At 45.3% G+C, this 25,169-nt stretch carries 18 protein-coding genes; 4 read left to right on the top strand and 14 right to left on the bottom strand.

What is annotated here, in order from left to right:
* Positions 1–27: 27 nt before the first annotated feature.
* From RJD38_RS01960 to sixA, 8 genes are all read right to left on the bottom strand, one after another.
* Positions 28–2,211 (bottom strand): chemotaxis protein CheA, encoded by a 2,184-nt coding sequence (locus RJD38_RS01960; protein ID WP_009385026.1) that lies wholly within the window; start codon positions 2,209–2,211, stop codon positions 28–30.
* A 9-nt stretch (positions 2,212–2,220) separates the two neighbouring features.
* On the bottom strand, positions 2,221–2,943 hold the full coding sequence (locus RJD38_RS01965) for a protein phosphatase CheZ (protein ID WP_009385028.1): 723 nt from the start codon (positions 2,941–2,943) through the stop codon (positions 2,221–2,223).
* Between the two features lie 45 nt (positions 2,944–2,988).
* Positions 2,989–3,357, bottom strand: a complete 369-nt coding sequence (gene cheY, locus RJD38_RS01970) for a chemotaxis response regulator CheY (RefSeq protein ID WP_005600258.1) — start codon at positions 3,355–3,357, stop codon at positions 2,989–2,991.
* Between the two features lie 45 nt (positions 3,358–3,402).
* A complete protein-coding gene (locus RJD38_RS01975; RefSeq protein WP_005600259.1) occupies positions 3,403–4,137 on the bottom strand; it encodes an RNA polymerase sigma factor FliA in 735 nt (244 codons plus the stop codon).
* Entirely contained in the window at positions 4,130–5,017 is an 888-nt protein-coding gene (locus RJD38_RS01980) for a MinD/ParA family protein (RefSeq protein ID WP_005600261.1), read from the bottom strand. The genes RJD38_RS01975 and RJD38_RS01980 overlap by 8 nt, the downstream gene beginning before the upstream one ends.
* A 12-nt stretch (positions 5,018–5,029) precedes the next feature.
* Positions 5,030–6,532: a flagellar biosynthesis protein FlhF gene (gene flhF, locus RJD38_RS01985; RefSeq protein WP_065430703.1), complete on the bottom strand. Its 1,503-nt coding sequence runs from the start codon at positions 6,530–6,532 to the stop codon at positions 5,030–5,032.
* A gap of 30 nt (positions 6,533–6,562) precedes the next feature.
* The gene (gene flhA, locus RJD38_RS01990; protein ID WP_005600263.1) at positions 6,563–8,659 is read right to left on the bottom strand and encodes a flagellar biosynthesis protein FlhA; all 2,097 of its coding nucleotides are present in this window, start codon (positions 8,657–8,659) and stop codon (positions 6,563–6,565) included.
* A gap of 114 nt (positions 8,660–8,773) precedes the next feature.
* Positions 8,774–9,238: a phosphohistidine phosphatase SixA gene (sixA, locus tag RJD38_RS01995; protein WP_065430704.1), complete on the bottom strand. Its 465-nt coding sequence runs from the start codon at positions 9,236–9,238 to the stop codon at positions 8,774–8,776.
* A 300-nt stretch (positions 9,239–9,538) separates the two neighbouring features.
* Between sixA and RJD38_RS02000 the strand changes: the two genes are divergently transcribed.
* Positions 9,539–12,313 (top strand): insulinase family protein, encoded by a 2,775-nt coding sequence (locus RJD38_RS02000; RefSeq protein WP_065431116.1) that lies wholly within the window; start codon positions 9,539–9,541, stop codon positions 12,311–12,313.
* A 23-nt stretch (positions 12,314–12,336) separates the two neighbouring features.
* On the opposite strand, the gene RJD38_RS02005 is transcribed toward RJD38_RS02000, so the two are convergent.
* Complete coding sequence (locus tag RJD38_RS02005; protein WP_065430705.1) at positions 12,337–12,933, bottom strand: VOC family protein; 597 nt, start codon at positions 12,931–12,933, stop codon at positions 12,337–12,339.
* A 211-nt stretch (positions 12,934–13,144) separates the two neighbouring features.
* Here RJD38_RS02005 and argS point away from each other — a divergent pair, with 211 nt between their 5' ends.
* Together argS and RJD38_RS02015 are read left to right on the top strand one after the other, a co-directional pair.
* Entirely contained in the window at positions 13,145–14,878 is a 1,734-nt protein-coding gene (gene argS, locus RJD38_RS02010) for an arginine--tRNA ligase (RefSeq protein ID WP_065430706.1), read from the top strand.
* Positions 14,879–16,024: 1,146 nt separating this feature from the next.
* The gene (locus RJD38_RS02015) at positions 16,025–16,456 is read left to right on the top strand and encodes an HIT family protein (RefSeq protein ID WP_005600269.1); all 432 of its coding nucleotides are present in this window, start codon (positions 16,025–16,027) and stop codon (positions 16,454–16,456) included.
* Positions 16,457–16,551: 95 nt separating this feature from the next.
* Here the strand turns inward: RJD38_RS02015 and RJD38_RS02020 are convergent, their stop codons facing one another.
* The 4 genes from RJD38_RS02020 to RJD38_RS02035 form a co-directional block, all read right to left on the bottom strand.
* The gene (locus RJD38_RS02020; protein ID WP_005600270.1) at positions 16,552–16,782 is read right to left on the bottom strand and encodes a FeoC-like transcriptional regulator; all 231 of its coding nucleotides are present in this window, start codon (positions 16,780–16,782) and stop codon (positions 16,552–16,554) included.
* Positions 16,779–19,049: a Fe(2+) transporter permease subunit FeoB gene (feoB, locus tag RJD38_RS02025; protein ID WP_065430707.1), complete on the bottom strand. Its 2,271-nt coding sequence runs from the start codon at positions 19,047–19,049 to the stop codon at positions 16,779–16,781. The genes RJD38_RS02020 and feoB overlap by 4 nt, the downstream gene beginning before the upstream one ends.
* On the bottom strand, positions 19,049–19,276 hold the full coding sequence (locus tag RJD38_RS02030) for a FeoA family protein (RefSeq protein ID WP_005600272.1): 228 nt from the start codon (positions 19,274–19,276) through the stop codon (positions 19,049–19,051). Before RJD38_RS02030 ends, feoB begins: the two co-directional genes overlap by 1 nt.
* A gap of 1,038 nt (positions 19,277–20,314) precedes the next feature.
* Positions 20,315–22,906, bottom strand: coding sequence for a helix-turn-helix domain-containing protein (locus tag RJD38_RS02035; protein WP_367971390.1), 2,592 nt, complete (start codon positions 22,904–22,906; stop codon positions 20,315–20,317).
* Between the two features lie 51 nt (positions 22,907–22,957).
* Here RJD38_RS02035 and RJD38_RS02040 point away from each other — a divergent pair, with 51 nt between their 5' ends.
* Positions 22,958–24,166, top strand: a complete 1,209-nt coding sequence (locus RJD38_RS02040) for an IS4 family transposase (RefSeq protein WP_032073033.1) — start codon at positions 22,958–22,960, stop codon at positions 24,164–24,166.
* A 9-nt stretch (positions 24,167–24,175) separates the two neighbouring features.
* Here RJD38_RS02040 and RJD38_RS02045 read toward each other — a convergent pair whose 3' ends face one another.
* Positions 24,176–25,027: a hypothetical protein gene (locus tag RJD38_RS02045; protein WP_367971391.1), complete on the bottom strand. Its 852-nt coding sequence runs from the start codon at positions 25,025–25,027 to the stop codon at positions 24,176–24,178.
* Between the last annotated feature and the right edge of the window lie 142 nt (positions 25,028–25,169).

The raw sequence follows: 25,169 nt of genomic DNA on the forward strand, positions 1-25,169 counted from the left end.
ATTTTCCTTTAATTGTTCAACGATTAATTAGATTCGAGAAGCTGATGCGTAACGCTTTAGCAAATCTGGCACATCTAAAATCAAGGCAATATGACCATCACTTGTGATCGTCGCACCCGCCATTCCTGGCGTACCTTGGAGCAAATTATCTAGTGGTTTAATCACCACTTCTTCTTGACCAATAAGGGTATCAACAACAAAGCCAACGCGCTGACTGCCCAATTGCACAATCACTACATGCCCATGACCTTTGCGCTGTTCAACAAAGCCAGCACGCGGCGCGAGCCAGTTTTGTAAATAGAACAATGGAATCGACTTGTCGCGAACGATAATCGTCAACTGCCCGTCAACCACGTTGGTACGGCTAAGGTCAAGGTGGAAGATCTCATTCACACTTGCCAATGGTAAGGCAAATGGGTGGCCTGCAACGCCAACCATCAAGGTTGGTAGAATCGCAAGAGTCAACGGCACTTTGATGGTAATTTGGGTGCCTTTACCCATTTCAGAATCAATGTCGATTGAACCATTTAGTGTGTTAATCGCCGTTTTCACGACATCCATACCCACACCACGACCTGAGATATCAGAAATTTTCTCTTTACTTGAGAAGCCCGGCATAAAGATCAGGTTGAAACACTCTTTATCGGTCAAGCGTGAAGCGGCATCTTCATCCATCATCCCGCGTTTAACCGCGATACCACGTAGTACGTCAGGGTTCATACCGCCACCATCATCGACGATGGCTAATTGGATATGATCCCCTTCTTGTGCTGCAGAAAGGATGACTTTACCAGTGCGTGATTTACCCGCTTTTACGCGGTCTTCTGGCATTTCGATACCATGGTCAACTGAGTTTCGCACCAAGTGAATCAATGGATCCGCAAGGGCTTCTACTAAGTTTTTATCCAAATCAGTATCTTCACCACGCATTTCCAGCGTGATGTCTTTGTTTAGGCTACGAGCAAGATCTCGAACAACACGAGGGAAGCGACCAAATACTTTCTTAATTGGCTGCATGCGTGTTTTCATCACCGCACCTTGCAAATCGGCTGTCACGACATCAAGGTTTGATACCGCCTTCGACATTTCTTCGTCAGCACTATTTAAGCCGAGGCTCAATAATCGGTTACGAACCAATACCAATTCACCAACCATGTTCATGATGATATCGAGTGTCGATGTATCGACACGAACGGTAGCTTCGGCTTGTGTTTTCTTCGCCGGTACTGGCGCTTCTTTTTTTGCTGGCACGGCTTCAGGCGCGCTCGCAACTGGAGCTGGCATCACCGGTGGTGGTGCAATTGCCTCTGGCGCAGCCGCTTGAGGTGCTTCAACTTGTGCTGCTGGTTTGGTGGCAACTTCAAGCTCTTCAGGGCTTGGGCCTTTACCTTGTCCGTGCAATTCGTCGAGTAATTTTTCAAACTCGGCGTCTGTCATTAGATCTTCATCACCTGAACTCATAGTAGGTGCTGGAGCTGCCGGCGCTGGAGGTGCACTCGCAACAACGTTCTCTTCTTTACCAGGGCCCTTACCTAGACCATGAAGTTCATCTAATAACTTTTCAAATTCATCATCAGTGATATCGCCACTAGCAGCCATCGCTGGCTCTGGTGCTTTAGGGGCAGGTGCTGGCGCTGAACCAGGAGCAGCCCCTGAACCATGTAGCTCATCTAATAGCTTTTCAAACTCATCCTGCGTGATTTCATCAATCGAACTTGCCGATGATGCTGCAGGCGCGGCAACTGGCGTTTCTACGATTGGGGCAGGCGCTTCAATCACAGGTTCAGCGACAGGTGCAGCTACGACAGCTTCTTCCGCTGAAGCTGGTTTGCTTAGACGATGTAATTCATCAAGAAGAGATTGTTCAGAAGGAGGAAGAGGTTCGCCATCTTGCACCGCTTGGAACTGCACGTTAACGGCATCCAATGCACGAAGCATCGTATCCATAAGATCTGCCGTTACTTTACGCTGACCATTACGCAGAATATCAAACACGTTTTCTGCGCCGTGACAGGTATCAACCAGTTCCGTTAGCGCCAAGAAGCCTGCACCGCCTTTTACCGTGTGGAAACCACGGAAAATCGCATTAAGCAGATCTTTATCATCCGGGTTATTTTCAAGCTCTACCAACTGCTCTGAAAGCAGTTCGAGAATTTCACCCGCCTCAACTAAAAAGTCCTGAAGAATATCTTCGTCTAAATCGTAGCTCATAAGTTACCTCTAAAACCCAAGACTTGAGAGTAAGTCATCGACTTCGTCTTGTGATGAAACCGCATCCGCCCTCTCATGAGGGTTTAATATTGGCCCCTCAGGGTCAGTTGATGCTTTTTTCTTGTTGTTAGTCGCGTCGGATTCTTGTTTATCGTCACCGAACGCCGTAAGAATATCACCGAGGCGGAGTTCAACCTCGTGCACTAACTCAATAACACGACGGATGATTTGTCCGGTTAAGTCTTGGAAATCCTGAGCCATGAGAATATCGGTCAACAGGCTATGTAGTTCACTACTATTCCCTTCAACTTGCCCTAACAGTTCGTCAATACGGTGGCAGAGAGCTTTAAATTCCGTAAGCTCAATCTTGCCATGCATCAACTCATTCCATTGTGGACGTACCTTGAGTAAGCCATCGTGAAGGCTGTCGGCAATCGGCATACATCGATCCACCGCATCCATCGTTTTGTTCGCTGCAACTTCTGTTTTTTCAATGACGTATTGGAGGCGTTCCCTTGCATCAGGAATTTCGTCATTGGTAAGTTCAGCGATACGGTCATCAAGGCGAAATTGCCTAATCGACTCTTGTAGCTCACGAGTCAATTCGCCGATTTCCTGCAACATAGGTTCGCTAGTCGCATCGTTGATATTTTTTACAAGAGCATCTGCTTCCTGCTGCTGACCACTTTCTAACAGTTCAACGAGTTGTTTTGCCTGTTCTAATGAAATCATTACTAATTGGCCTTTGTCGCCGAATAGCTAATGTCAAATAATTGACTATAAGCGCTCAAAAATTTTGTCTAATTTTTCTTTCAATGTTGCTGCTGTAAACGGTTTTACAATGTAACCATTTACGCCTGCTTGAGCGGCTTCAATGATCTGTTCACGTTTCGCTTCTGCGGTGATCATAAGTACAGGCAAGTGCTTAAGCTCTGCATCTGCACGAACATGTTTCAACAAGTCGATGCCTTGCATTCCTGGCATGTTCCAGTCAGTCACGACAAAATCGAAATCGCCCTTCTTGAGCATAGGCAATGCAGTTAAGCCATCGTCCGCTTCTTGGGTATTATTGAAACCCAAATCACGAAGTAGGTTTTTAACGATGCGGCGCATTGTTGAAAAATCATCAACAATAAGGATTTTCATATTTTTATTCAAAATTGCCTCCACTGAGTATGATGTCAGTGATTTCTAGTCATTATTTGTCCACGCACTTAATTTAGTACGCAGACGTTGCATTGATTGGCTCAGGATTTGGCTAACGCGTGATTCGCTAACTCCAATCACTTCACCGATTTCTTTTAAGTTCAACTCTTCGTCGTAGTAAAGAGATAGCACTAAAGCTTCACGCTCCGGTAAAGATTTTATCGATTCTACCAGAGCTTTACGGAAAGATTCATCCGCAACACCTTGAAAAGGTGTATTTTCTTCCGAATCATCATCCGATTTGATGACATCGTCAGATACGCCCAAGTCTTCGATCCCTACTAAGCGAGAACAATTTATATCTGCCAATACGCTGTGGTATTGGTTCAGACTCATCCCAACAAAATTTGCCACTTCGGCATCTGTCGGATCTCGATTTAGTTGTCCTTCTAAAGTTGCAATGGCTTGGTTAAACTCACGACTGTGTTTGTGCACTGATCGTGGTACCCAGTCTCCACGACGAATGTCGTCTAGCATAGCGCCACGAATACGGATTCCAGCATAGGTCTCAAAACTTGCTCCTTTGCTGCCATCATAATTCTTTTGCGCTTCAAGAAGGCCAATCATTCCCGCTTGAATAAGATCTTCAACCTGGACACTTGGTGGCAGACGGCCAAGCAAGTGATGAGCAATACGCTTCACTAACACCGAGTATTTTTCTAAAAATACTCGTTGACTGTTGTGATTGCCGTATTGGTCATAGGTCAATGCCTTATTCACCAAATGGTTCCTCTAATGGTTCTGGTCGATTTAGTAATCGTTCAACGAAAAATTCCAAATGTCCGCTTGGAGTTTTCGGAATTGGCCATGTTAACGCTTTGTTCGCTAATGAACTTAGTGCTAATGCAGCAGGTGAACGCGGAAACGCATCCACAACAATTTTTTGCTTTTTAACCGCTTGTCGCACTTTATCATCTAGTGGGATACATGCGACTAGCTCAAGGCTCACATTCAAGAATCTCTCTGTGACTAAGGTCAACTTTGCAAACAATTCTCGGCCTTCGCGGTAACTTCTGACCATATTTGCAACGATTTTGAAGCGTTGGACCTGATGTTCTTTACTCAGTAATTTGATCAATGCGTAGGCATCGGTGATCGATGTGGGTTCATCACACACCACCACAACCACATCTTGAGCCGCGCGTGAAAAACTAATCACCATGTCTGAAATACCGGCAGCAGTATCAATCAGCAGCACGTCCATTTCATCTTCTAAGCTACCAAAAGCACGAATTAGCCCAACGTGTTGCGCGTGGCTTAACTCGGTCATCGCCTGTGCTCCGGAAGTGGCAGGGATGATTTTGATACCGTGAGGGCCTTCAACAATGGCATCTGCCAGTTCACACTCACCCGCAAGAACATGGCCGAGATTGCGCTTCGCTCTAATACCCAACATCACATCAACGTTGGCTAGACCTAAATCCGCATCTAAAACCGTGACCTTTTTGCCTTGGCGAGCCATGCAAATAGCAAGGCCGAGAGTAACATTTGATTTACCCACCCCACCTTTACCGCCGGTGACCGAAATAACCTTGGTTAGTGATGGTTGTGTTAGGCGGCGTAATCCGCTTGCTTGGTCTTGAATCATATTCTCTATCATAATCGTCGCCGCCTAGAACCTTTCTACTTCACTATTCCAATAGTGAGGTTCATCGTCCGCCGATTTCTCTAATAAATCATTCGCTTTTGCCACCATGTACTTAGGCTGAGCGATGACGATATCTTCTGGTACGCGTTGTCCGTTCGCGATATATGCTACAGGCAATGCATTTTGTACTACGACACTGACAAACTCACCTAAGCTAAGTGACTCATCGAGCTTGGTTAAAATACAGCCTGAAAGTGGTATACGTTTAAAATGGTCGATGGTTTCTTGTAATACTTTGCGCTGTGCCGTGGCGGGTAAAACAAGATAGCTGTGAATGACTTCATCGCTATTTTGCATCAAGGTATCCAGTTGTTCAGATAATCGAACATCTCGCTGTCCCATCCCTGCCGTATCCACCAGAATTAAGCGACGATGGCGTAACTGGTATATTACATCGGCTAACTCGTTGGAATCTTTAGCGACTTTTACTGGACAACCCATAATTCTGCCATAAATAGCGAGTTGCTCATGTGCGCCAATACGGTAGGTGTCGGTTGTAACCAGTGCGACGTTGTCAGAACCGAACTCCATTGCAGCACGGGCGGCCAGTTTTGCTACCGTAGTGGTTTTACCCACACCCGTAGGGCCTAACAGTGCCACTACGCCACCACGTTTTAGAATATCTTGTTTGGAAATAGGCACTTGATCGGCCACTAAGCCTAGTAGTGCTTTCCACGCCTTTTTCGGCGGGGTGTCTTCCGGGATATAGCAAGCCAGCTGGTCAGCCAACTCAGACGATAAGCCCATACGTTCTAATCGTTTGATCAACATGGCGCGCAATGGTTCGCGACGCTCCACTTCTTGCCACATCAAACCGGACACTTGATGCTCTAATAAACGACGAATTGAGGTCATCTCTTCGCGCATATCAGTCAATTCTTCATTTGATACCGCTTGCTCACGCGGTTGACCACGCTCATAGCGAGAGGGATCCAACTTTGGTGCCGGGCGCTCAATACGACGATCTTCCGCAATCAGACGCGCGAGAGGCGAGTCTTCTTTTAGTTTGATATCGCTCGCGGAGGTTTGATTGCGCAGCGAGTGTTGTCGCTTAAGCAGTGCCGTTAGTGAATCTTCACCGGGTGCCGCTTCTGGCTCTTCATAACCGCCTTTGCTGGTGCTGTATTGCTTGAGCATGCTAGCAAAGCGTTTGGTCATCGAGCGACCGTTCTCGGCGCTTGCATTCAAGCTGACACGATCGTCATCTAACTGACGAGATTCCTCGCGCATGGCCAAACTTGGCGAGATTTGAGTTTGCGTTTGCGTTTGCGCTTGAGCAGCTCGTGGTCTTGAGCCGTAGCTACTGCTCGACTTGGCAGCTGCGGAATCACCATCAACTGCGGCGACAATCTCTACCCCACCAGCGACTTTTTTATTCGACATGATCACCGCATCGACCCCAAGTTCGTCTTTCACTTGGAGTAATGCCGTTCTCATATCCTTGGCAAAAAATCGTTTAATCTTCAAAGTCGATATCCATTATTGGTCGTAACAGAACTAATTACCTACCGCTTGTACGATGCGAATCTGTTTCTCATCAGGGATCTCTTGATAAGAGAGTACGCGCAATGTCGGTATTGTATTCTTGACGAATTTCGCGAGAGTCGAACGTAATACGCCCGAAGTCAGCAGCACCGCTGCCTCCCCTTTTAGCTCTTGCTCTTGCGTTGCTTGGCTCAGTGACATTTGCAAACGCTCAGCAAGACCAGGCTCAATACCGGCAGACTCTCCTCCGGATGCTTGCATGGTTTGATGCAAGATTTGTTCCAGCTCGGGAATTAAAGTAATCACCGGCAATTCTGGCTCTATGCCATTGATTTCCTGAACAATTAGTCGCTTAAGAGATATGCGCACAGCTGCAGTAAGAATGTCAGCTTCTTGACTCTTAGCTGAGTATTCCGACAAAGTCTGAACAATGGTGCGGATATCACGAATGGGTACGCCTTCATTAAGCAAGTTTTGTAGTACTTTCACCACAACACCGAGCGGCAATTGATCCGGCACGAAGTTTTCGACTAACTTCGGCGTACTACGGCCAAGCATTTCCAATAGATTTTGGACTTCTTCGTGACCAAGCAGCTGTGATGCGTTATTGGTGAGAAGTTGGCTTAAATGGGTTGCCAGCACGGTGGAAGAATCCACGACGGTGTACCCGAGCGCTTGCGCGTGTTCGCGGTAATCTTCACGAATCCACGTCGCTTCCAAGCCAAATGCAGGGTCGATGGTTACTTCGCCTTCAATCATGCCGTAAACTTGACCGGGGTTAATCGCAAGCTCTTGATCGGGGCGAATTTCCGCTTCACCCACGGCGACACCCATTAGCGTAATACGGTAACTATTTGGCGTTAACTCAAGGTTGTCGCGAATGTGCACCGCGGGGATCAAAAAGCCAAAATCTTGCGAGAGTTTCTTACGCACCCCTTTGACACGTTCCAGCAGTTCACCACCTTGATCTCTATCAACCAAGGGAATCAAGCGATAACCGACTTCTAGACCAATAATATCGACTGGCTGTACATCTTCCCATGACAGCTCTCTTGGTGTTGACGGTTCTGCTTCTTGCAAGGCTGGAGGGTTGGCTTTTTCCTCGCTCTTTTTCTGTTGTTTGCGATACATCCAGTAAGCACCACCGCCCGACATTGCCGCTAACAGCAAGAAGGCAAAATGTGGCATACCCGGCACGATACCCATGATAAACATGATGATCGCGGTAACCGTCAGTGCTTTAGGGTTATCAAACAGCTGGAAGACAAGCACTTCACCCATGTCTTCATCGGTATTCTGACGCGTCACCATGATCGCGGCGCCAATAGAAAGAAGTAAAGAAGGGATCTGCGCAACCAAACCATCACCGATGGTTAGTAGCGTATAGATTTTCATCGCTTCGCCAAAGCCCAGTCCATACTGCGCCATACCAATAGCGAGACCACCGATAATGTTGATGAAGAGGATCAAAATACCGGCGATGGCATCGCCTTTAACAAACTTTGACGCACCATCCATCGAACCATAAAAGTCGGCTTCTTTGGTCACTTCTTGACGACGAGTACGCGCTTGATCTTGATCGATAAGACCGGCATTCAAATCCGCATCGATTGCCATCTGTTTACCAGGCAACGCATCCAAGGTAAAGCGAGCGCTTACTTCCGAAATACGTCCCGCACCTTTGGTGACAACCATGAAGTTGATGATCATCAAGATGATGAAGACCACGAGACCTACAGCGTAGTTACCGCCGATAACAACATTACCAAACGCTTCGATAACATTACCCGCCGCACCCGGCCCTTCGTGGCCATAGAGTAAAACCACACGGGTTGAGGCCACGTTCAGCGCCAAACGCAATAGTGTTGCAATCAGCAGTACGGTAGGGAAAGCAGCGAAATCGAGTGGACGTCGGGTATAAACCGTTACCAGTAGTACCACCATCGACAGAGCGATGTTGAAGGTAAAAAACAAGTCGAGCAAAAAAGCCGGGATGGGTAGAACCACCATCGCCAAAGTCGACAACACCATAACAGGTGCGCCAATGGCCGGTAATGCGCGTTGGGGTAACGGAGGTAACTTATCCGCAAATGGCAAAGAAAACTTCATAGACTCGTGGCTATTTCGACTAAAATTAGTGGCTTACATTTATAGTAAGCCACTCATGCAAATTTTAGTCCACCGAAAATGTCAAAATTATGGCACTGCGATGGAGCTTGGCGGTTAAGGATTGATGTTCCAAACTAAACGACCGCGACCCGCATCAAGATCATACTCAATGCACACTACCCCAGAGGTTGGGAACATAGGGGGAGCGATGTCTGTGACAAAATCCGCCGTCAAGTAACCGACTAACGGAAGATGCGATACCAACAATACCGATTGTAATTGCTCTACCTCGGCAAGTGCGCGGATATACTCAACAACAGTCGCGGAGTCACCATACGGCGTAATATCATCACACTCTTCAACGTGTTTGGCTGCAAACAGCGGCGCAATTTCTTGCCACGTTTGCTGGGCGCGTAAGTAAGGGCTCACGAGCACCTTGTCAAACTGCTGAACACCTTGAGCAACACAACGCTGGGCAACCGAATAAGAGGCAGTTCGACCATGAGTCGTTAATGAACGATCTTCATCACTCGAAGCAAAGTGTTCTGCTTCACCGTGGCGCATTATCACGATTTTCATATTATTTCCTGTGGTGTGAGATCGTAGGCCTTCTCACAACATCTCTTGGGCATGAGTAATAAAATTAATTATATCAAGTAACTTGCCAAAGACTCGGACTTTCTTAACAATCTTAAGGGTAAGCTCGAGGTTTTTGTTTCAATCGCTGTGTGAGCAGCGATGTCCGTGTTGTTATAACACATCTTTAGCACCGCAATTTGCACAAAGATGAGCGAACTCATTGGCTCGGAAATTGGAAAACTGGCAGCGTTTTAAAACGCGTACATACTTACTGTCTACGTTAACGCATGGAGAATGATTGTGCATGTAAGCCCAAATGATACAAATCAATACCGATACTGCACTCTAAGTAATGGCTTAAGGGCGTTATTAATTCACGATGTACATGCGCAGAAATCGGCGGCTGCGCTCGCCGTTAACGTCGGTCATTTTGATGATCCGATCGATCGCCAAGGTATGGCGCACTATTTAGAGCACATGTTATTTCTTGGTACCGAGAAGTACCCAAAGGTTGGTGAGTTCCAAAGCTACACCAGCCAACATGGTGGTACAAACAATGCTTGGACTGGTACTGAACATACCTGCTTTTTCTTCGATTGTGACCCGAATGCATTCGAAAATAGCCTTGACCGTTTTAGCCAGTTTTTTAGTGCTCCACTATTTAATGCCGAAGCGCTAGATAAAGAACGCCAAGCCGTCGACTCTGAATATAAAATGAAACTCAATGACGATTCCCGTCGCTTATATCAAGTCAACAAAGAGATCATCAACCCAGAACATCCGTTTGCTAAGTTCTCGGTTGGTAATCACGAGACATTAGGCGATCGTGACGGCAAATCGATTCGCGATGAGATCATTGCTTTTCATCAACAACACTACTCAGCCGATTTAATGACGCTCGCACTCGTCGGACCGCAAACACTTGATGAACTCGAAGCGTGGGCGAATGAAAAATTTACGACCATCGCCAACTTAAATCTCGCCAGCAAGCAAATCGATGTGCCATACACCGACCTACGCTCCACCAGCATTTGGGTTAACGTGGAGCCTGTTAAAGAGATTCGTAAGCTAATCTTAACCTTCCCAATGCCAAGCATGGACGGCTATTACCGCAGTAAACCTCTCTCTTATTTTGCCCATCTGCTCGGTTATGAAGGTGAAGGCAGTTTAATGCTGGCGCTAAAAGATGCTGGTTGGATCACCTCGCTCTCTGCCGGCGGAGGCGCTAGCGGCAGCAATTATCGTGAATTCACTATTAGCTGCACATTAACCGAGCATGGTTTAGAGCATACCGACAACATAATTCAAGCCATCTTTAATTATATTGCCGTGATCAAAGCACGTGGTTTTGATGACTGGCGCTACTATGAGAAACAAGCGGTTTTGGAATCGGCATTTCGCTTTCAAGAACCGACACGCGCGATGGATTTGGTTAGCCACTTAGTGATTAACATGCAGCATTACGCCAGTGAAGACACAATTTATGGCGACTTCATGATGCAAGAGTACCAACCTGATCATCTACGAGCGTTAGCGCAAAACTTTACGGTTGATAACCTTCGTGTCACGCTGATCGCTAAAGGTCTCGATTACGATGAGCAAGCTAAGTGGTACTTTACCCCCTACTCTGTCGTGCCTCTAAATCAACAACAACGTGATTTTTATCAGCAACCTTGCGGACTCAAAATGGCGTTGCCAGATCGCAACCCTTTTATTTGCTATGACCTCACGCCAAAAGAGTTAGAGACAGAATCCGACGTCCCAACACTATTGCAAGACTTGCCCGGATTTAAGCTGTGGCATCTGCAAGACAACGAGTTTCGCGTGCCTAAAGGCGTGATGTACATTGCTATCGATAGTCCACATGCCGTGGCAAACCCGGTAAACATCGTCAAGACTCGCTTATGTGTTGAGATGTTTCTTGATGCGTTAGCCACTGAAACCTATCAAGCTGAAATTGCCGGCATGGGTTACAACCTCTATGCGCACCAAGGCGGCGTGACATTGACCATTTCTGGCTTTAGTGAAAAACAGCCCGAACTGCTGAAAATGATCCTTAAACGCTTTGCGAATCGTGAATTTAGCAAAAAGCGCTTTGATACCATCAAAACACAGCTATTACGTAATTGGCGAAATTCAGCGCAAGATCGCCCAATTTCTCAGCTATTCAATGCCATGACTGGTATTTTGCAACCCAACAATCCACCTTACGCAACCTTGGTGGAAGCACTTGAAAGTATCGAAGTCGAGTCACTATCGAACTTCGTACAAGCTATTTTGGCAGAGCTGCACGTAGAAATGTTTGTCTATGGAGATTGGACGCAGAGTGATGCTTTAGCACTAGGCGAAACGCTTAAAGAAGCCATGCGCGTACAAGATCAGCAGTATGAAGAAGCGCTGCGTCCGCTGGTTATGCTTGGTAAAAACGGTACGTTCCAGCGAGAGGTGGTTTGTAATCAGGAAGATTCCGCTATCGTTGTTTACTACCAATGTGATGATACTGAGGCGAAGAGTATTGCGCTTTACTCACTGGCTAATCATCTCATGTCTGCCACCTTCTTCCATGAAATACGCACCAAGCAGCAACTCGGCTATATGGTCGGCACTGGCAATATGCCGCTCAACCGACATCCCGGTATCGTGCTTTATGTGCAATCACCAAATGCAGCACCCAATGAGCTAATCAGTTCCATCGACGAGTTCCTAAATGCCTTTTACATGGTGTTGTTAGAACTCAATGAATATCAGTGGCACAGCAGTAAACGTGGGCTTTGGAATCAAATCGCCACGCCGGATACCACCTTACGTGGTCGAGCGCAGCGACTATGGGTTGGTATTGGTAACAAGGATGAAAACTTTGATCAGCGCCAACGCGTATTAGCTGAACTCAAAAAATTATCTCGCAGTGATATGATCCGTTTTGTGGTGAATGAACTGAAGCCACGTACTGCGAACCGATTGATCATGCATACCCAAGGCAATGCGCATCAAACTAGTGCACCATTAAGCCTTGGGCAGGAAATTGGTTCGATTGACGAATTTCAACTACGGGCGAAAGACGTTGAATTAGGTTAATTTAACATCCATATAAAGCTTGATTAGTCTTGCTCTGACGCCACAATAGCCTTCAATGTATGCGGGTGAAGCTTAATGCACACCCCGTCATACTTAAAGGCTACCGTCGGATTATTCAAGCGTTCTCCCTCGCCTTTCGGGCTGGAGAGTTTTACTTTAACCCCCAAGTCCGCTAGCTGTTCAAAACGTTCAGCAAAGACTGGCAATTGACGTTGCAAATCAGCCAAATAGTCTTCTGCGGTTTGTGCCATTGAAGGGATCACAAACTCAATGTGCTCCCAACTTTCATTTGGGTAACTTTTACCTGGTGCAGGATAAGGCAATTCGAGGCACTCGATATGCCAGCCATTACTGTTTAATGGGCGGTCAAACGCAATGACCACGATAGGACGACCGTTAATTTTCGCTAACGAAATGACCTCGCCATACGCTGACCATGCTTGATGTGCTTGCGCAGCAATCTCAGTCTCGTTGATACGCAATGCGATATGATCGGCTTGTGCTGCCGAGAGATCCAAGCCAATACGTTCCGCCAATGCTTGTATCTTAGCGGTAAACAGATCTAGATCTTGCAACATTTGTTGCGGTGTTAAGCGTTTAACTTCCAATTGTGCTGTCATTTCTGTTCTCATTTTTATGCCGAAATGGGGTTGGCTATAGTAATCGCAAACATTGTCAATTTCTATTGGCTATAAAAAGTCTAAATTTCATCTTATCCTCTCTATATGGCAAGCAATAAAATTGTTATCATTAGCGCCATTTTTGTGAACTCCAACAGAACTCAGCCATAATCATGTTGAGTTCTTCGTCCTTGAAATGAAGGAAACGCGTGTGAATATCCAAGCACTGATTAATGACAAAGTATCTCAGGCTCTCGAAGCCGCTGGCGCACCTGCAGGCAGCCCTGCTGTGGTTCGTCAATCTGCAAAAGCACAGTTTGGTGACTACCAAGCAAATGGTGTAATGGGCGTTGCTAAGCAACTTGGCACTAACCCTCGAGAATTTGCGCAAAAAGTACTGGATGTTCTAGACCTAGACGGTATCGCGAGCAAAACAGAAATCGCCGGCCCAGGTTTCATCAACATCTTCCTATCTGAAGAGTTTCTTGCAAAACAAGCAGAAGCAGCACTAAACGACGCTCGTTTAGGCGTAACGGCTGAAGAAGCAAAAACCATCGTAGCTGACTACTCAGCACCAAACGTCGCTAAAGAGATGCACGTTGGCCACCTACGTTCTACCATCATCGGTGACGCAGTGGTTCGTACTCTTGAGTTCTTAGGCCATAACGTAATCCGTGCTAACCACATCGGTGACTGGGGTACTCAGTTCGGTATGCTGATTGCAAACCTTGAGCGTGTACAGCAAGAGTCTGGTGAAGTATCGATGGAACTTTCAGACCTTGAAGCCTTCTACCGTGAATCGAAGAAACTGTACGATGAAGACGAAGAGTTTGCAGCTAAAGCACGTGCGTACGTGGTAAAACTGCAAGGTGGTGACGAGTTCTGCGCAGAAATGTGGAAGAAACTGGTTGATGTTACGATGATCCAAAACCAGCGTAACTACGATCGCCTAAACGTATCACTGACTCGCGATGACGTAATGGGTGAAAGTAAGTACAACGACATGCTGCCTAAAATCGTTGCAGATCTACAAGCGCAAGGTCTTGCGGTTGAAAGTGAAGGCGCGCAAGTTGTCTTCCTAGACGAATACAAAAACAAAGATGGCGAAGCGATGGGCGTTATCGTGCAAAAACGCGATGGCGGCTTCCTATACACCACCACAGACATTGCCTGTGCAAAATACCGTTACGAACAGCTAGGCGCTGATCGCGTGCTTTACTTTATCGACTCACGCCAACACCAGCACCTAATGCAAGCGTGGACTATCGTTCGTAAAGCCGGCTACGTACCAGAATCAGTCTCTCTTGAGCATCACGCATTTGGCATGATGCTAGGTAAAGATGGTCGTCCATTTAAGACTCGTGCCGGTGGTACGGTTCGCCTAGCGGATCTATTGGATGAAGCAGAAGAGCGCGCAGCGCAGCTAATCGAATCGAAAAACCCAACGCTAGCAGCAGAAGAAAAGGCGACAATCGCAAATACGGTTGCAATGGCAGCGGTAAAATATGCTGACCTTTCTAAACACCGTACCACTGACTACGTGTTCGATTGGGATAACATGCTGGCGTTCGAAGGTAACACGGCGCCATACATGCAATACGCATACACTCGTGTAGCATCAATTTTTGCCAAAGCGGGTGTATCGATGGATGAGCTGCAAGGCGACATCGTTATCACTGACGAAAAAGAAAAAGCACTTGTGGCTAAACTGCTTCAGTTTGAAGAGGCTGTACAGTCTGTTGCTCGTGAAGGCCAGCCACACATCATGTGTGCTTACCTATTCGAACTAGCAGGTCAGTTCTCTAGCTTCTACGAAGCATGCCCAATCTTGGTTGCTGAAGATGCCGCTGTTAAACAAAGCCGTCTGAAAATGGCTGCACTAACCGCAAAAACCATCAAGCAAGGTTTGTCTCTTCTTGGTATCGATACGCTAGAGCGTATGTAAGCGAGAAGCGAGAAGCGAGAAGCGAGAAGCGAGAAGCGAGAAGCGAGAAGCGAGAAGCGAGAAGCGAGAAGCGAATAATTGTGGGGGTTGACGTGAAAGCGTCAACCCTTTCTTTTTTAAGTACAGAGAATCGAGAACGAGCTTCGCTCTATGGAGCGCTTTGCTTTTAGAGCCGAGAAGTAGTTTTGCTAGGCCTTCTGAGAAAAATAGATCCCCAACTCGCTCGTACCTCGCTCTTGAGGATGACAAAGTTTAATGCTGTCGCTGCTTTTGTCTACGGAAGTAGCAAACCTTCACCTGTCATTCCTTTCAATCGGGAAACCTGATTCGTCATTCCCTACAGTGAGGAACGAACGTGATAGGGAATCTTGCTTTACTGAATAAATAGTAAAATCCGAGCTCTAGCTCGCTGTTGAAGATGACAACGTTTCACTGTATCGTCGTTTATAACTACGAAGACCAAACCTTCACCTATCATTCCTTTCAATCGGAAAACCTAAATTCGTCATTCCCTACAGTGAGGAACGAACGTGATAGGGAATCTTGCTTTACTGAATAAATAGTAAAATCCGAGCTCTAGCTCGCTGTTGAAGATGACAACGTTTCACTGTATCGCCGTTTATGACTACGAAGACTAAACCTTCACCTGTCATTCTTTTCAATCGGAAAACCTAAATTCGTCATTCCCTATAGTGAGGGACGAACGTAATAGGGAATCTCACTTTACTGTATAAATAGTAAAATCCGAGCTCTAGCTCGCTGTTGAAGATGGCAACATTTAACTGTATCGCCATTTATAGCTACGAAGACCAAACCTTCACCTGTCATTCTTTTCAATCGGAAAACCTAAATTCGTCATTCCCTACAGTGAGGAACGAACGTGATAGGGAATCTTGCTTTACTGAATAAATAGTAAAATCTGAGCTCTAGCTCGCTGTTGAAGATGACAACGTTTCACGGTATCACCGTTTATAACTACGAAGACCAAACCTTCACCTGTCATTCCTTTCAATCGGGAAACCTAAATTCGTCATTCCCTACAGTGAGGGACGAACGTGATAGGGAATCTTGCATTTAATCGGCAATAACCTAGCCACACCTTCCCTCCAACCTTATACTCAAGCAAAACAATTAATTGGAAAGACTATGAGCTTTGAACTTCACCCTCAACTGGCTAAAGACACCACGGTACTTGGTCACTTCCCACTTTGTGTCGCGCTTTTGCATAAAGACAACACGGTGCCATGGGTTATTTTGGTACCACAGCGCAATAATCTTAAAGAGTTGCACCACTTGCCTATGCATGAGCAACAGCAGTTTTTGTTAGAATCTCAAGCCGTCAGCCAAGCATTGGAAGCAACCTTCCAGCCAGACAAACTAAACCTTGGCGCGTTGGGTAACATGGTGCCACAACTGCACATCCATCATATCGCACGCTTCCAAACGGATGCGGCTTGGCCAGGGCCGATTTGGGGCAACACTCAAGGCATTTTCCGCGATGATGAAGAACAACAGCAGCTGCATACTCGCATTAGTAATGTACTCAGCCTGAGCAGTTTATTCAGTAAAGCGAAGTAGAACATTTCTTTGCTTTAAAAACAGACTCGATACAAATAAAAACGCCACTCGATGAGTGGCGTTTTTATTATCAGGTGACTACTGAGGATGAATCATTACATCGTCACCGTCAAAGACAATCCATTTTGCTTATTGGCTGAATAGCGAACGCGAGTAACATGGTCAGCTTTATTGGTGTCAATCATACGCGATATCACACCTTTCTTAATCCAAACTGACAGCATCGCATCAACACCGTCTTCACTTAGGGCAAATTTTTTCGCCAATTCACTGCGCGAAGCACTCCCCTGTGCGTCAATGTGTTGCTTCAATTCAGTCAATATCATGCAATTTGTACCTCTAGCGTTTGTTGTTTCTTACCTGCCGCTTTCAAAGCACAGTAAGTCAGGCCACCGACGGCTAAAATACCACCAATCCAAGCAGCACTCGTCGCGGGATGGTCTGCGAAGTGGCTCGCTTGGTAATAAAGTGTTGCACTACCGTAAGCTAGCCCCATAGTCCACACCGCAATGAAACGAGCATATTTAGCACCAAATTCACGCACATAAGCACCCATCGCAGCCACACAAGGTGTGTAGAGCAAGATGAAGATTAGGTAAGCAAATGCAGCATGGCTACTTGCAAAATAACCTTGTAGATTACCAAAGATTGACGCATCCACTTCTTGGTCTTCTGCTACCGCCGAGCTATCGGTTAGGTCACCCACTTCGACACCTAGTGGATCTGAATAGTTTAGACCCGCAAGGTTATCTGGAATGGTCATAACTGCCTCTTGAAGACTCGCTATTAGGTTGTATTCTGAGTCTTCGCCTTCAGATGGGGCATATAGACTGTTCAGAGTACCAACAACCGCTTCTTTAGCAAAAATACCTGTAATAATACCGACCGTTGCAGGCCAGTTATCTTCTCTTACACCCATAGGTGAGAAGATTGGCGTAACCACTTGCGACGCTTTCGATAGTACTGAGTTCTCACTGTCTTCGTTACCAAAGCTACCATCAGTACCGATCGAGTTAAGGAAACTTAGAATCGTCACAACCACAACGATGGTTTTACCTGCACCAAGCACAAAACGTTTCAGCTTTTGCCAAGTCTTGATCATCACATTTTGCATGGTCGGTAATTCGTAGTCTGGCATTTCCATCACTAGGCTGTCACTTGAACCTGGGTAAAGCGTCTTTTTCAACACATAACCTGTAAATACAGCCGCTAGAATGCCAAGTAGGTAAAGAGCAAATACGACGTTCTGACCACTTTCAGGGAAGAATGCCGCTGCAAACAGCGCATAAACAGGTAGACGTGCGCCACATGACATAAATGGTGCCATAGAAGCAGCCAGTTTACGCTCACGCTCTTGATCAAGGGTACGAGTGGCCATGATTGAAGGAACGTTACAACCAAAACCTAGCACCAATGGCACAAATGCTTTACCGGGCAAGCCAATCTTCTGCATCACTTTGTCCAATACAAAAGCAGCGCGAGACATATAGCCAGAGCTTTCTAGAACAGCAAGGAATAGGTAAAGACAGGCAATCACTGGGATAAAGGTGGCTACTGTTTGAATACCGCCACCAACACCATCAGCAATTAGCGTTACCAGCCATACAGGCAAGTGACCATCTAGCAAGTAGTGTCCACCATCAACCAATACCGCGCCCACACCAATATCGAAGAAATCGATGAATGAGCCGCCGACATTAATTGAGAACATAAACATCAAATACATCACGACAAAGAAGAAAGGCACACCAACCCACTTATTAAGGATGATATTGTCTACTTTCTCGGTGAAACTATGACTGAGCTTTCCTTCACTACGGCGTACTTTTTGACATTGTTGATGAAGGAATGTGTATTTCACATCAGCAACATGCAAATCAATATCAAGCTCGAGTGAATTTTGAGCTTGAGAAATGACATCTCGTTGTTCCGATTTAACCGAATTAAGGACTAAAACGTCATTCTCTAATGCTCGAATAGCAAGTGCACGAGCGGCAACTTCTTGGCCCGCGAAAATAGGCATAATATTGCTAATTTCACGCTCAAATGCACTGTCGTAAGCCAAATTCAATTCATCTAGCGTAACACCTTGGACTACCAACTTATGCAATAGTTGCTTGAACTGAACCACTTGGCCTTTATTGTTGGCCGAAATTGCAAACACAGGACAACCCAGCATTTTTTCTAACGCTTTGGTATCAATCACCTGACGCTCGCGTTTAAGCGCATCCATTTTATTGAGTACCACGATCATTGGGCGACCCAATTCACGCAACTGCAATGTCATATATAAGCTGCGCTCTAAACAGGTCGCATCAACGACATTGACGATCAAATCAGCCGGATGAGTAAGAACAGCGCGCGATGCAATAGATTCATCAATACTATTACCATCATTGCCACTATCAAGCGCGTAGATACCCGGAAGGTCGGTTAAGAAGAAACTGTCACCAGAATGATTGAAACGACCTGTTTTTTTCTCGACGGTTACACCCGCCCAGTTACCCACTTGTTGTTTAGCGCCCGTTAAACCATTAAACAGGGTCGTTTTACCACTATTTGGATTACCAACGGTTAGAATTTTATAGTCCATTACTTCACCTCGACCAAAATTGACGCGGCCATATTCGCGCGTACCGCAATAGAGACTCCACGAACTTCAACTTGGATCGGATCTCCCATCGGGGCAAAACGGATTAGTTTGATCGGCGTGTTTGGCAGTAGCCCCATCACCATCAATTTTTTACGTACATCATTCGAGAGTCCGTCAAAACCGATAATAGTGGCTTCTTGCCCTTGCTGTAATTTTGATAATTCCATGGAGAGCCCAATAAGTTGAGTTGCTTTTAATAATGAGAGTTATTTTCATTTCTGTTGAGGATTTTAACTAAACCACGGGTTGCAATTCTTGTCTGAAATCAAATTTTGCGTTTTTAAAACCATGTCATGCACATGGTCTCACCGTTACTTTCGTTAAAAAACTAACGTCAAAAACGTCAATTTTAGTTTTTACTTAATCTTTCATTTTTTTGTTTAATTCGATACTTTTAGCTTTTTGTAAAAATTAACCAGTAATTTCATAAACTTACAATCATGTCGCAAATCTTATGCTAAGTTGGCGTTAATTTTATAAAGAAAAAAAGTTCGAGACTTTATAGTGTTCTTCGTCGGGCAGGCAATGCCTTTTGACAATGAATTCCAGAGGTGGTGCCTAGCACCACTCCGGCAGCAAGCGAAGGTGTCCTTGACACCCGTGGTATAGTCCCCCCGGCTATACCACGATATTTTTTTCTCCTCCTTGGCAAAACATCACATTTTCCAGAAACTTAGTTCTACTTTCTTGAAGCAATCTCTCTAAAAAACACCTTAATGCGTTTTTTTTTAATGCAAATTTAGAAACTAGCTAATAAGTACCATCTGCTCGATAACTCCGACCTATCCTTTTGACTTATTTGCATTTAATGACACGCTCTTTTTATGCCCTTACATTGCGCGTATCTCACTTCGTTTTATCGCTGAGCTTCTAATCGGCAACAAACAATCGCCCACTTAGGGCTCATACTACAAGCACGAAAGCAGGTGAACTCATACCTTATCATTACCATTCAGTTCGTTAGGCTAAGTAACAGCAGGGATATTTGCTCAAGACAATTGCTTAGAACTAAGCACAGATAGCAGTTAGATCGTAACTCTAAAGGTACGGTTGCGACCAAAAGCTATTACAACCTAGTCAGCGATTTAAATCAGAAAGAATGGTAAGAGGCTTATGGCGATTGGAATCAAAAAGCTATCTCCATAAAAAAAGCGCTCAGCATTTCAACTGAGCGCTTTTTTTATCACAAATAGTTGCTTGACGGTCTAAATTCCAGAGCCCATTTCGATATGCGGGTCCTGCTCCTCAACAAACTGGGTTGGAGAGACACCAAAACGGTGTTTAAACCGTTGGCTAAAATAGGATGGATCATTAAAGCCGCTAGCAAAAGCAACATCAGACACTTTTTCCCCAGCGAGAAGACGTCGACAAGCATGGTCAAGGCGAACTTCACTTAGATAGTCGGTAAAGGTTCGTTGTGTGGCACTTTTAAAGCGACGTTGTAAGCTTCGTTCAGAAACGAACATCAACTTCGCAGCAGTAGAAGTACCAAAGTCTGGGTTAGAAAAATGTAATCTAACCAATTCTTCTAATTTATCGATCCAAGGATCCGAATTTTGCGCTGACTCACCGCTAGCAAGCATTGACGGAATATGACTAAACTCCATTACCGAATTTTCATCAAACCCTTGGCTGCTTTGCCACGTCAACATGACACTATTCTGCCCATCGACACTTTGTAGTAATAGTTTACCACCACTGGCTTCAACTAAACTGACGACTTCAGACCAACTGCTGTCTTTCTCATGCTCTATCACTAAGCCATGATCACGTATGATGAGTGTCACACTCTCATCACCGTGCTCAATAGCGACATGGACAACTTGATGCCTAAAGCAACGTTTAACCAAACCATCCATCAATAAATTAAACAAAACATCCAGATTGAAATATTCCAACAATACATACTGACCTTGCTGAGTCCCGGCATCGATTTCAATGCTAATCCCAGCCTTGGCAAAGTCATCACGCCAACCATCCACAATAGATAAGAAGATCAGTGATAGATTGTACGCCGCTAGTTCATCACTTTGCGACTCTCTCACATTAATAAGCAATTCAAGCTCACTTGAAATTCTATCAATAATTCGATTTTGTTGACTCTCATCTTGCCCCGATTGCGTGGACTTCGCATGTGAAAGGCGTTCTCTAAACGATTGAATCGCTTGAGTGAAAATAATTCTTCTTACTTGAAGCTGCTTACGTAATTGATGATTGTTAGTTAGCAAAATACGACTTTGATGTCGTAACTGGTTGGTTTTCAAGGCTACTTGAGCCTTCAACTCGCGGTTAGATCGGTTCATCACTCGAGAACGGAAAAAGATAATGACCGACAGAACTACGATAACAAAAAGCACATATCCCGTAATCGCAGCCGCGGTCAGATACCAAGGCTCTGTCACATAAAAAGCAATACTTTTACTGCTGCCTCGTTCGACACCATTCACCACAGGACGTACATAAAGCTCATATTCCCCTGGCGCCAAGCCTTCCATCAAAATTTGGTAGCCGTCCAACTGAGTCCAGTGCGTTTCCTCATTGAGGCGATACTCCAGTATCGAGCCATTCACATACGGGAGTATGCCCATCTGCACGCTGATCGAATCGCCATAAGGTGCCACAATTTCGGCTTGCGCAATCGAGCCAAATGAAACCAAACTCTGGTTGATTTTGACTTGTGAGAATATCACTTTCGCTTCAGGTAGAGGGCTGACAACAAGGTCTTCGCTATTAACTCGAACAAGGCTATGCCATGAGCCTATTAACAACGACTCTGAATTGCTGGTATCGGGCAGACAGAAGCCGTTCTGGAACTCGTTGTTAATCACACCAAATGGTTGGCTATAGTGAGAGACAAACTTTCCTTCCATCGAGTAATGCGATAGGCCGGATGAAGAGGTGAGCCACATTCCTGAATTGTTTCTCAATAAACATTGCGGGTTGATATGTTCGTCGATTAACGTAAGCGGCGCTAACTGGGCATTTCTCACATCGAGAATATTGACACCATAGTTGCTGGCAACCCACACTTGGTCGTTTTCTCCCTCTTCCATATTGAGTACCACGCCATACTTAGCGCTCTCGGCCACAAAATGGATCTGTCCTTCACGTAGCATATAAATGCCATGTTCAGTACCAATCAATAAGTGATCATTACTCGAAACCATCAGATAGGTAATTCGCGAAGATGGGTAATTGGCGGAAAGCCAACTATCACCATATTCGGTGACGCGTTGGCTGGAGATATTATAGCGCCATAGCTTACCGTCGCTGACACCCCATAAGCTATTGTCATTGCCTCGAGCAAGGAGTGAAGTATTTTGTTCTAATAATAGGCTTGGCAAACTAAAATCTTCATAGCGCTCGCCGCTAATCGCATCAAATACCTGCATCCCTTGCGAAGTTGCTACCCATAACAAGCCATCCGCTTCAACAAGATCATAAACCAAACCTCGATGAATCACTTGTTTAACACTTTCTTCCCCGCTTTTGATTCGTTGCAGCCCATATTCTGAAATAACCCAATAACCAGGAATTTGTTCCATCGGTACCAAACTCTTCAGTTGCCCATGATCCGTGTCATGGCTGACACGCAACTGAAAATCATTGGTCGGAAAACGCTCAAACTTATCACCAAACAACGAGTAATATTGAATGCCTTTGTTGGTCGCTATCCATATTCCTCCAACATTATCATTAATAATCGCATTAATTTTCCGCCCCATTAATGCATACCCAGCACTGAGGAATCCCCTAATGATTTTGATAAAAATCATAAATTTAAGGTAGATGCACATCTTGTCATGTGATCAAATGGTTCTGAGAAAAATCAATAACCAGACAACAAGATGTGCGAACTCGATATTTTACACGACTCTCTTTACCAATTCTGCCCTGAATTGCACTTAAAACGACTCAACAGTTTAACGCTGGCTTGCCACGCATTACTTGAATGTAAAACGCTCACTCTTACCGAACTTGGTCGTAACCTGCCAACGAAAGCCAGAACAAAACATAACATCAAACGAATCGACAGATTGTTAGGTAATCGTCACTTGCACAAAGAGCGACTCGCTGTATACCGTTGGCATGCCAGCTTTATCTGTTCAGGTAATTCGATGCCCATTGTTCTTGTTGACTGGTCTGATATTCGTGAGCAAAAACGGCTTATGGTATTGCGGGCTTCGGTGGCACTACATGGTCGTTCTATTACTCTTTATGAGAAAGCCTTTCCGCTTTCAGAGCAATGTTCAAAGAAGGCTCATGACCAATTTCTAGCCGACCTTGCAAGCATTCTACCGAGTAACACTACACCGCTCATTGTCAGTGATGCTGGCTTTAAAGTGCCATGGTATAAATCCGTTGAAAAGCTAGGTTGGTACTGGTTAAGTCGAGTCAGAGGGAAAGTGCAATATGCAGATTTAGGTGCGGAAAACTGGCAACCTATCAGCAACTTACATAGCATATCCTCAAGTCGCTCAAAGACTTTAGGCTATAAGAGGTTGACTAAGAGCAACCCAATTTCATGTCAAATTGCACTGTATAAATCACGTCCTAAAGGCCGAAAAAATCAGCGTTCGACACGGACTAATTGTCATCATCCGTCACCTAAAATCTACTCCGCTTCGACAAAAGAACCATGGGTTTTAGCGACTAACTTGCCCGTTGAAATCCGAACACCAAAGCAACTTGTTAGGCTCTACTCGAAGCGTATGCAAATTGAAGAAACCTTCCGAGACTTGAAAAGCCCAGCCTACGGTTTAGGCCTCCGTCATAGCCGAACTAGCAGCTCAGAGCGCTTTGATATCATGCTGCTAATCGCCCTAATGCTTCAACTGACATTTTGGCTTGCTGGAGTTCATGGTCAGAAACAAGGTTGGGATAAGCACTTCCAAGCTAACACTGTCAAAAATCGAAATGTACTCTCAACAGTGCGCTTAGGGATGGAAGTTTTGCGGCATTCTGGCTACACAATAACGAGGGAAGACTTGCTCGCGGCTGCAACCCTGCTTGCTCAAAATCTATTCAAACATGGTTGTGCTTTGGGGAAATTATGAGGGGATCCCTCAGTACCCAGCATCCTGCTCACCAGAGTACTTGGTGATTTCTCCGCTCAAGAATGAATAAACATACAAACCATTTTCCGTACCAATCCAGTAGGCTTGTTTGGTTTCGGCAAAAGCGGTAACGCGAGGAGAAGGAATAATAAATTTGGGGCCACGGCTATCATATAAGTCAAACACCACCGCGCCGTTACTTGAACCTAGTAGTAACTCACGGCGACTTTCAGAGAAATAGAGCTTGGAAATATTGCGGTTTTTAGAACGTGAAACATGGCTAAAACCCGACTCTTCAGACAGGTACACCCCACTTTGAGTGGCTAAAATCCACTTCTTTTTTACTTTGAGCGCGTCATTTACGCGAATTTTGGTGGAATCATTGAATCGATACAAGCCCATAAGTGAATGGGTTTCAAGTTCACCAGTAGAAATTTGATAAGCGTAGAAATGACTGTCGTCAGTCACCCAGATGTAGTCTTTATTACTACCAAGTTTGTTGATTTCACTACCGGGAGGCAGACTAAAAATCACTTCACGTTGTTGGTGAGAAACAGAACGGTAAACCTGGTTTGCTTGATAAGTCCAGAAGCTGTTGGCTTGAAATTGAAAATGTTCGGTTGGATAAGGCAAAACTGAGCCTTGTTTTGGCGAAACCGTTCTACCATCAAAAAATAACACCTTATCTCGGACGTCATGAATCCAAAGACCACCACCAGGTGCTAGAAATAGATTTTTTGCAGCAAAGATGCGCCCTTGATTCTCCGTCGGTAACGGATAGAACACCGATGGCGTAGAATCAAATGCGAGCGTAATATTTGAAAAGAAATAGAGCAGCACGGCCCAAAAGGCTTTTTTCACCAGCTAATTCCTTAGCAGCATAACGAAAAGCAAACAATGAGCGCTAATCCGTAGCGCTCAATGATAAAGAGTGCTGTTTATTCTATTGCATTCGTATCGCGAAGAATACCTAAACCGTTGTGTTTTATTGGAAAAACTATCA

This window comes from Vibrio scophthalmi (genome assembly GCF_040869025.1).
Lineage (GTDB): Bacteria > Pseudomonadota > Gammaproteobacteria > Enterobacterales > Vibrionaceae > Vibrio > Vibrio scophthalmi.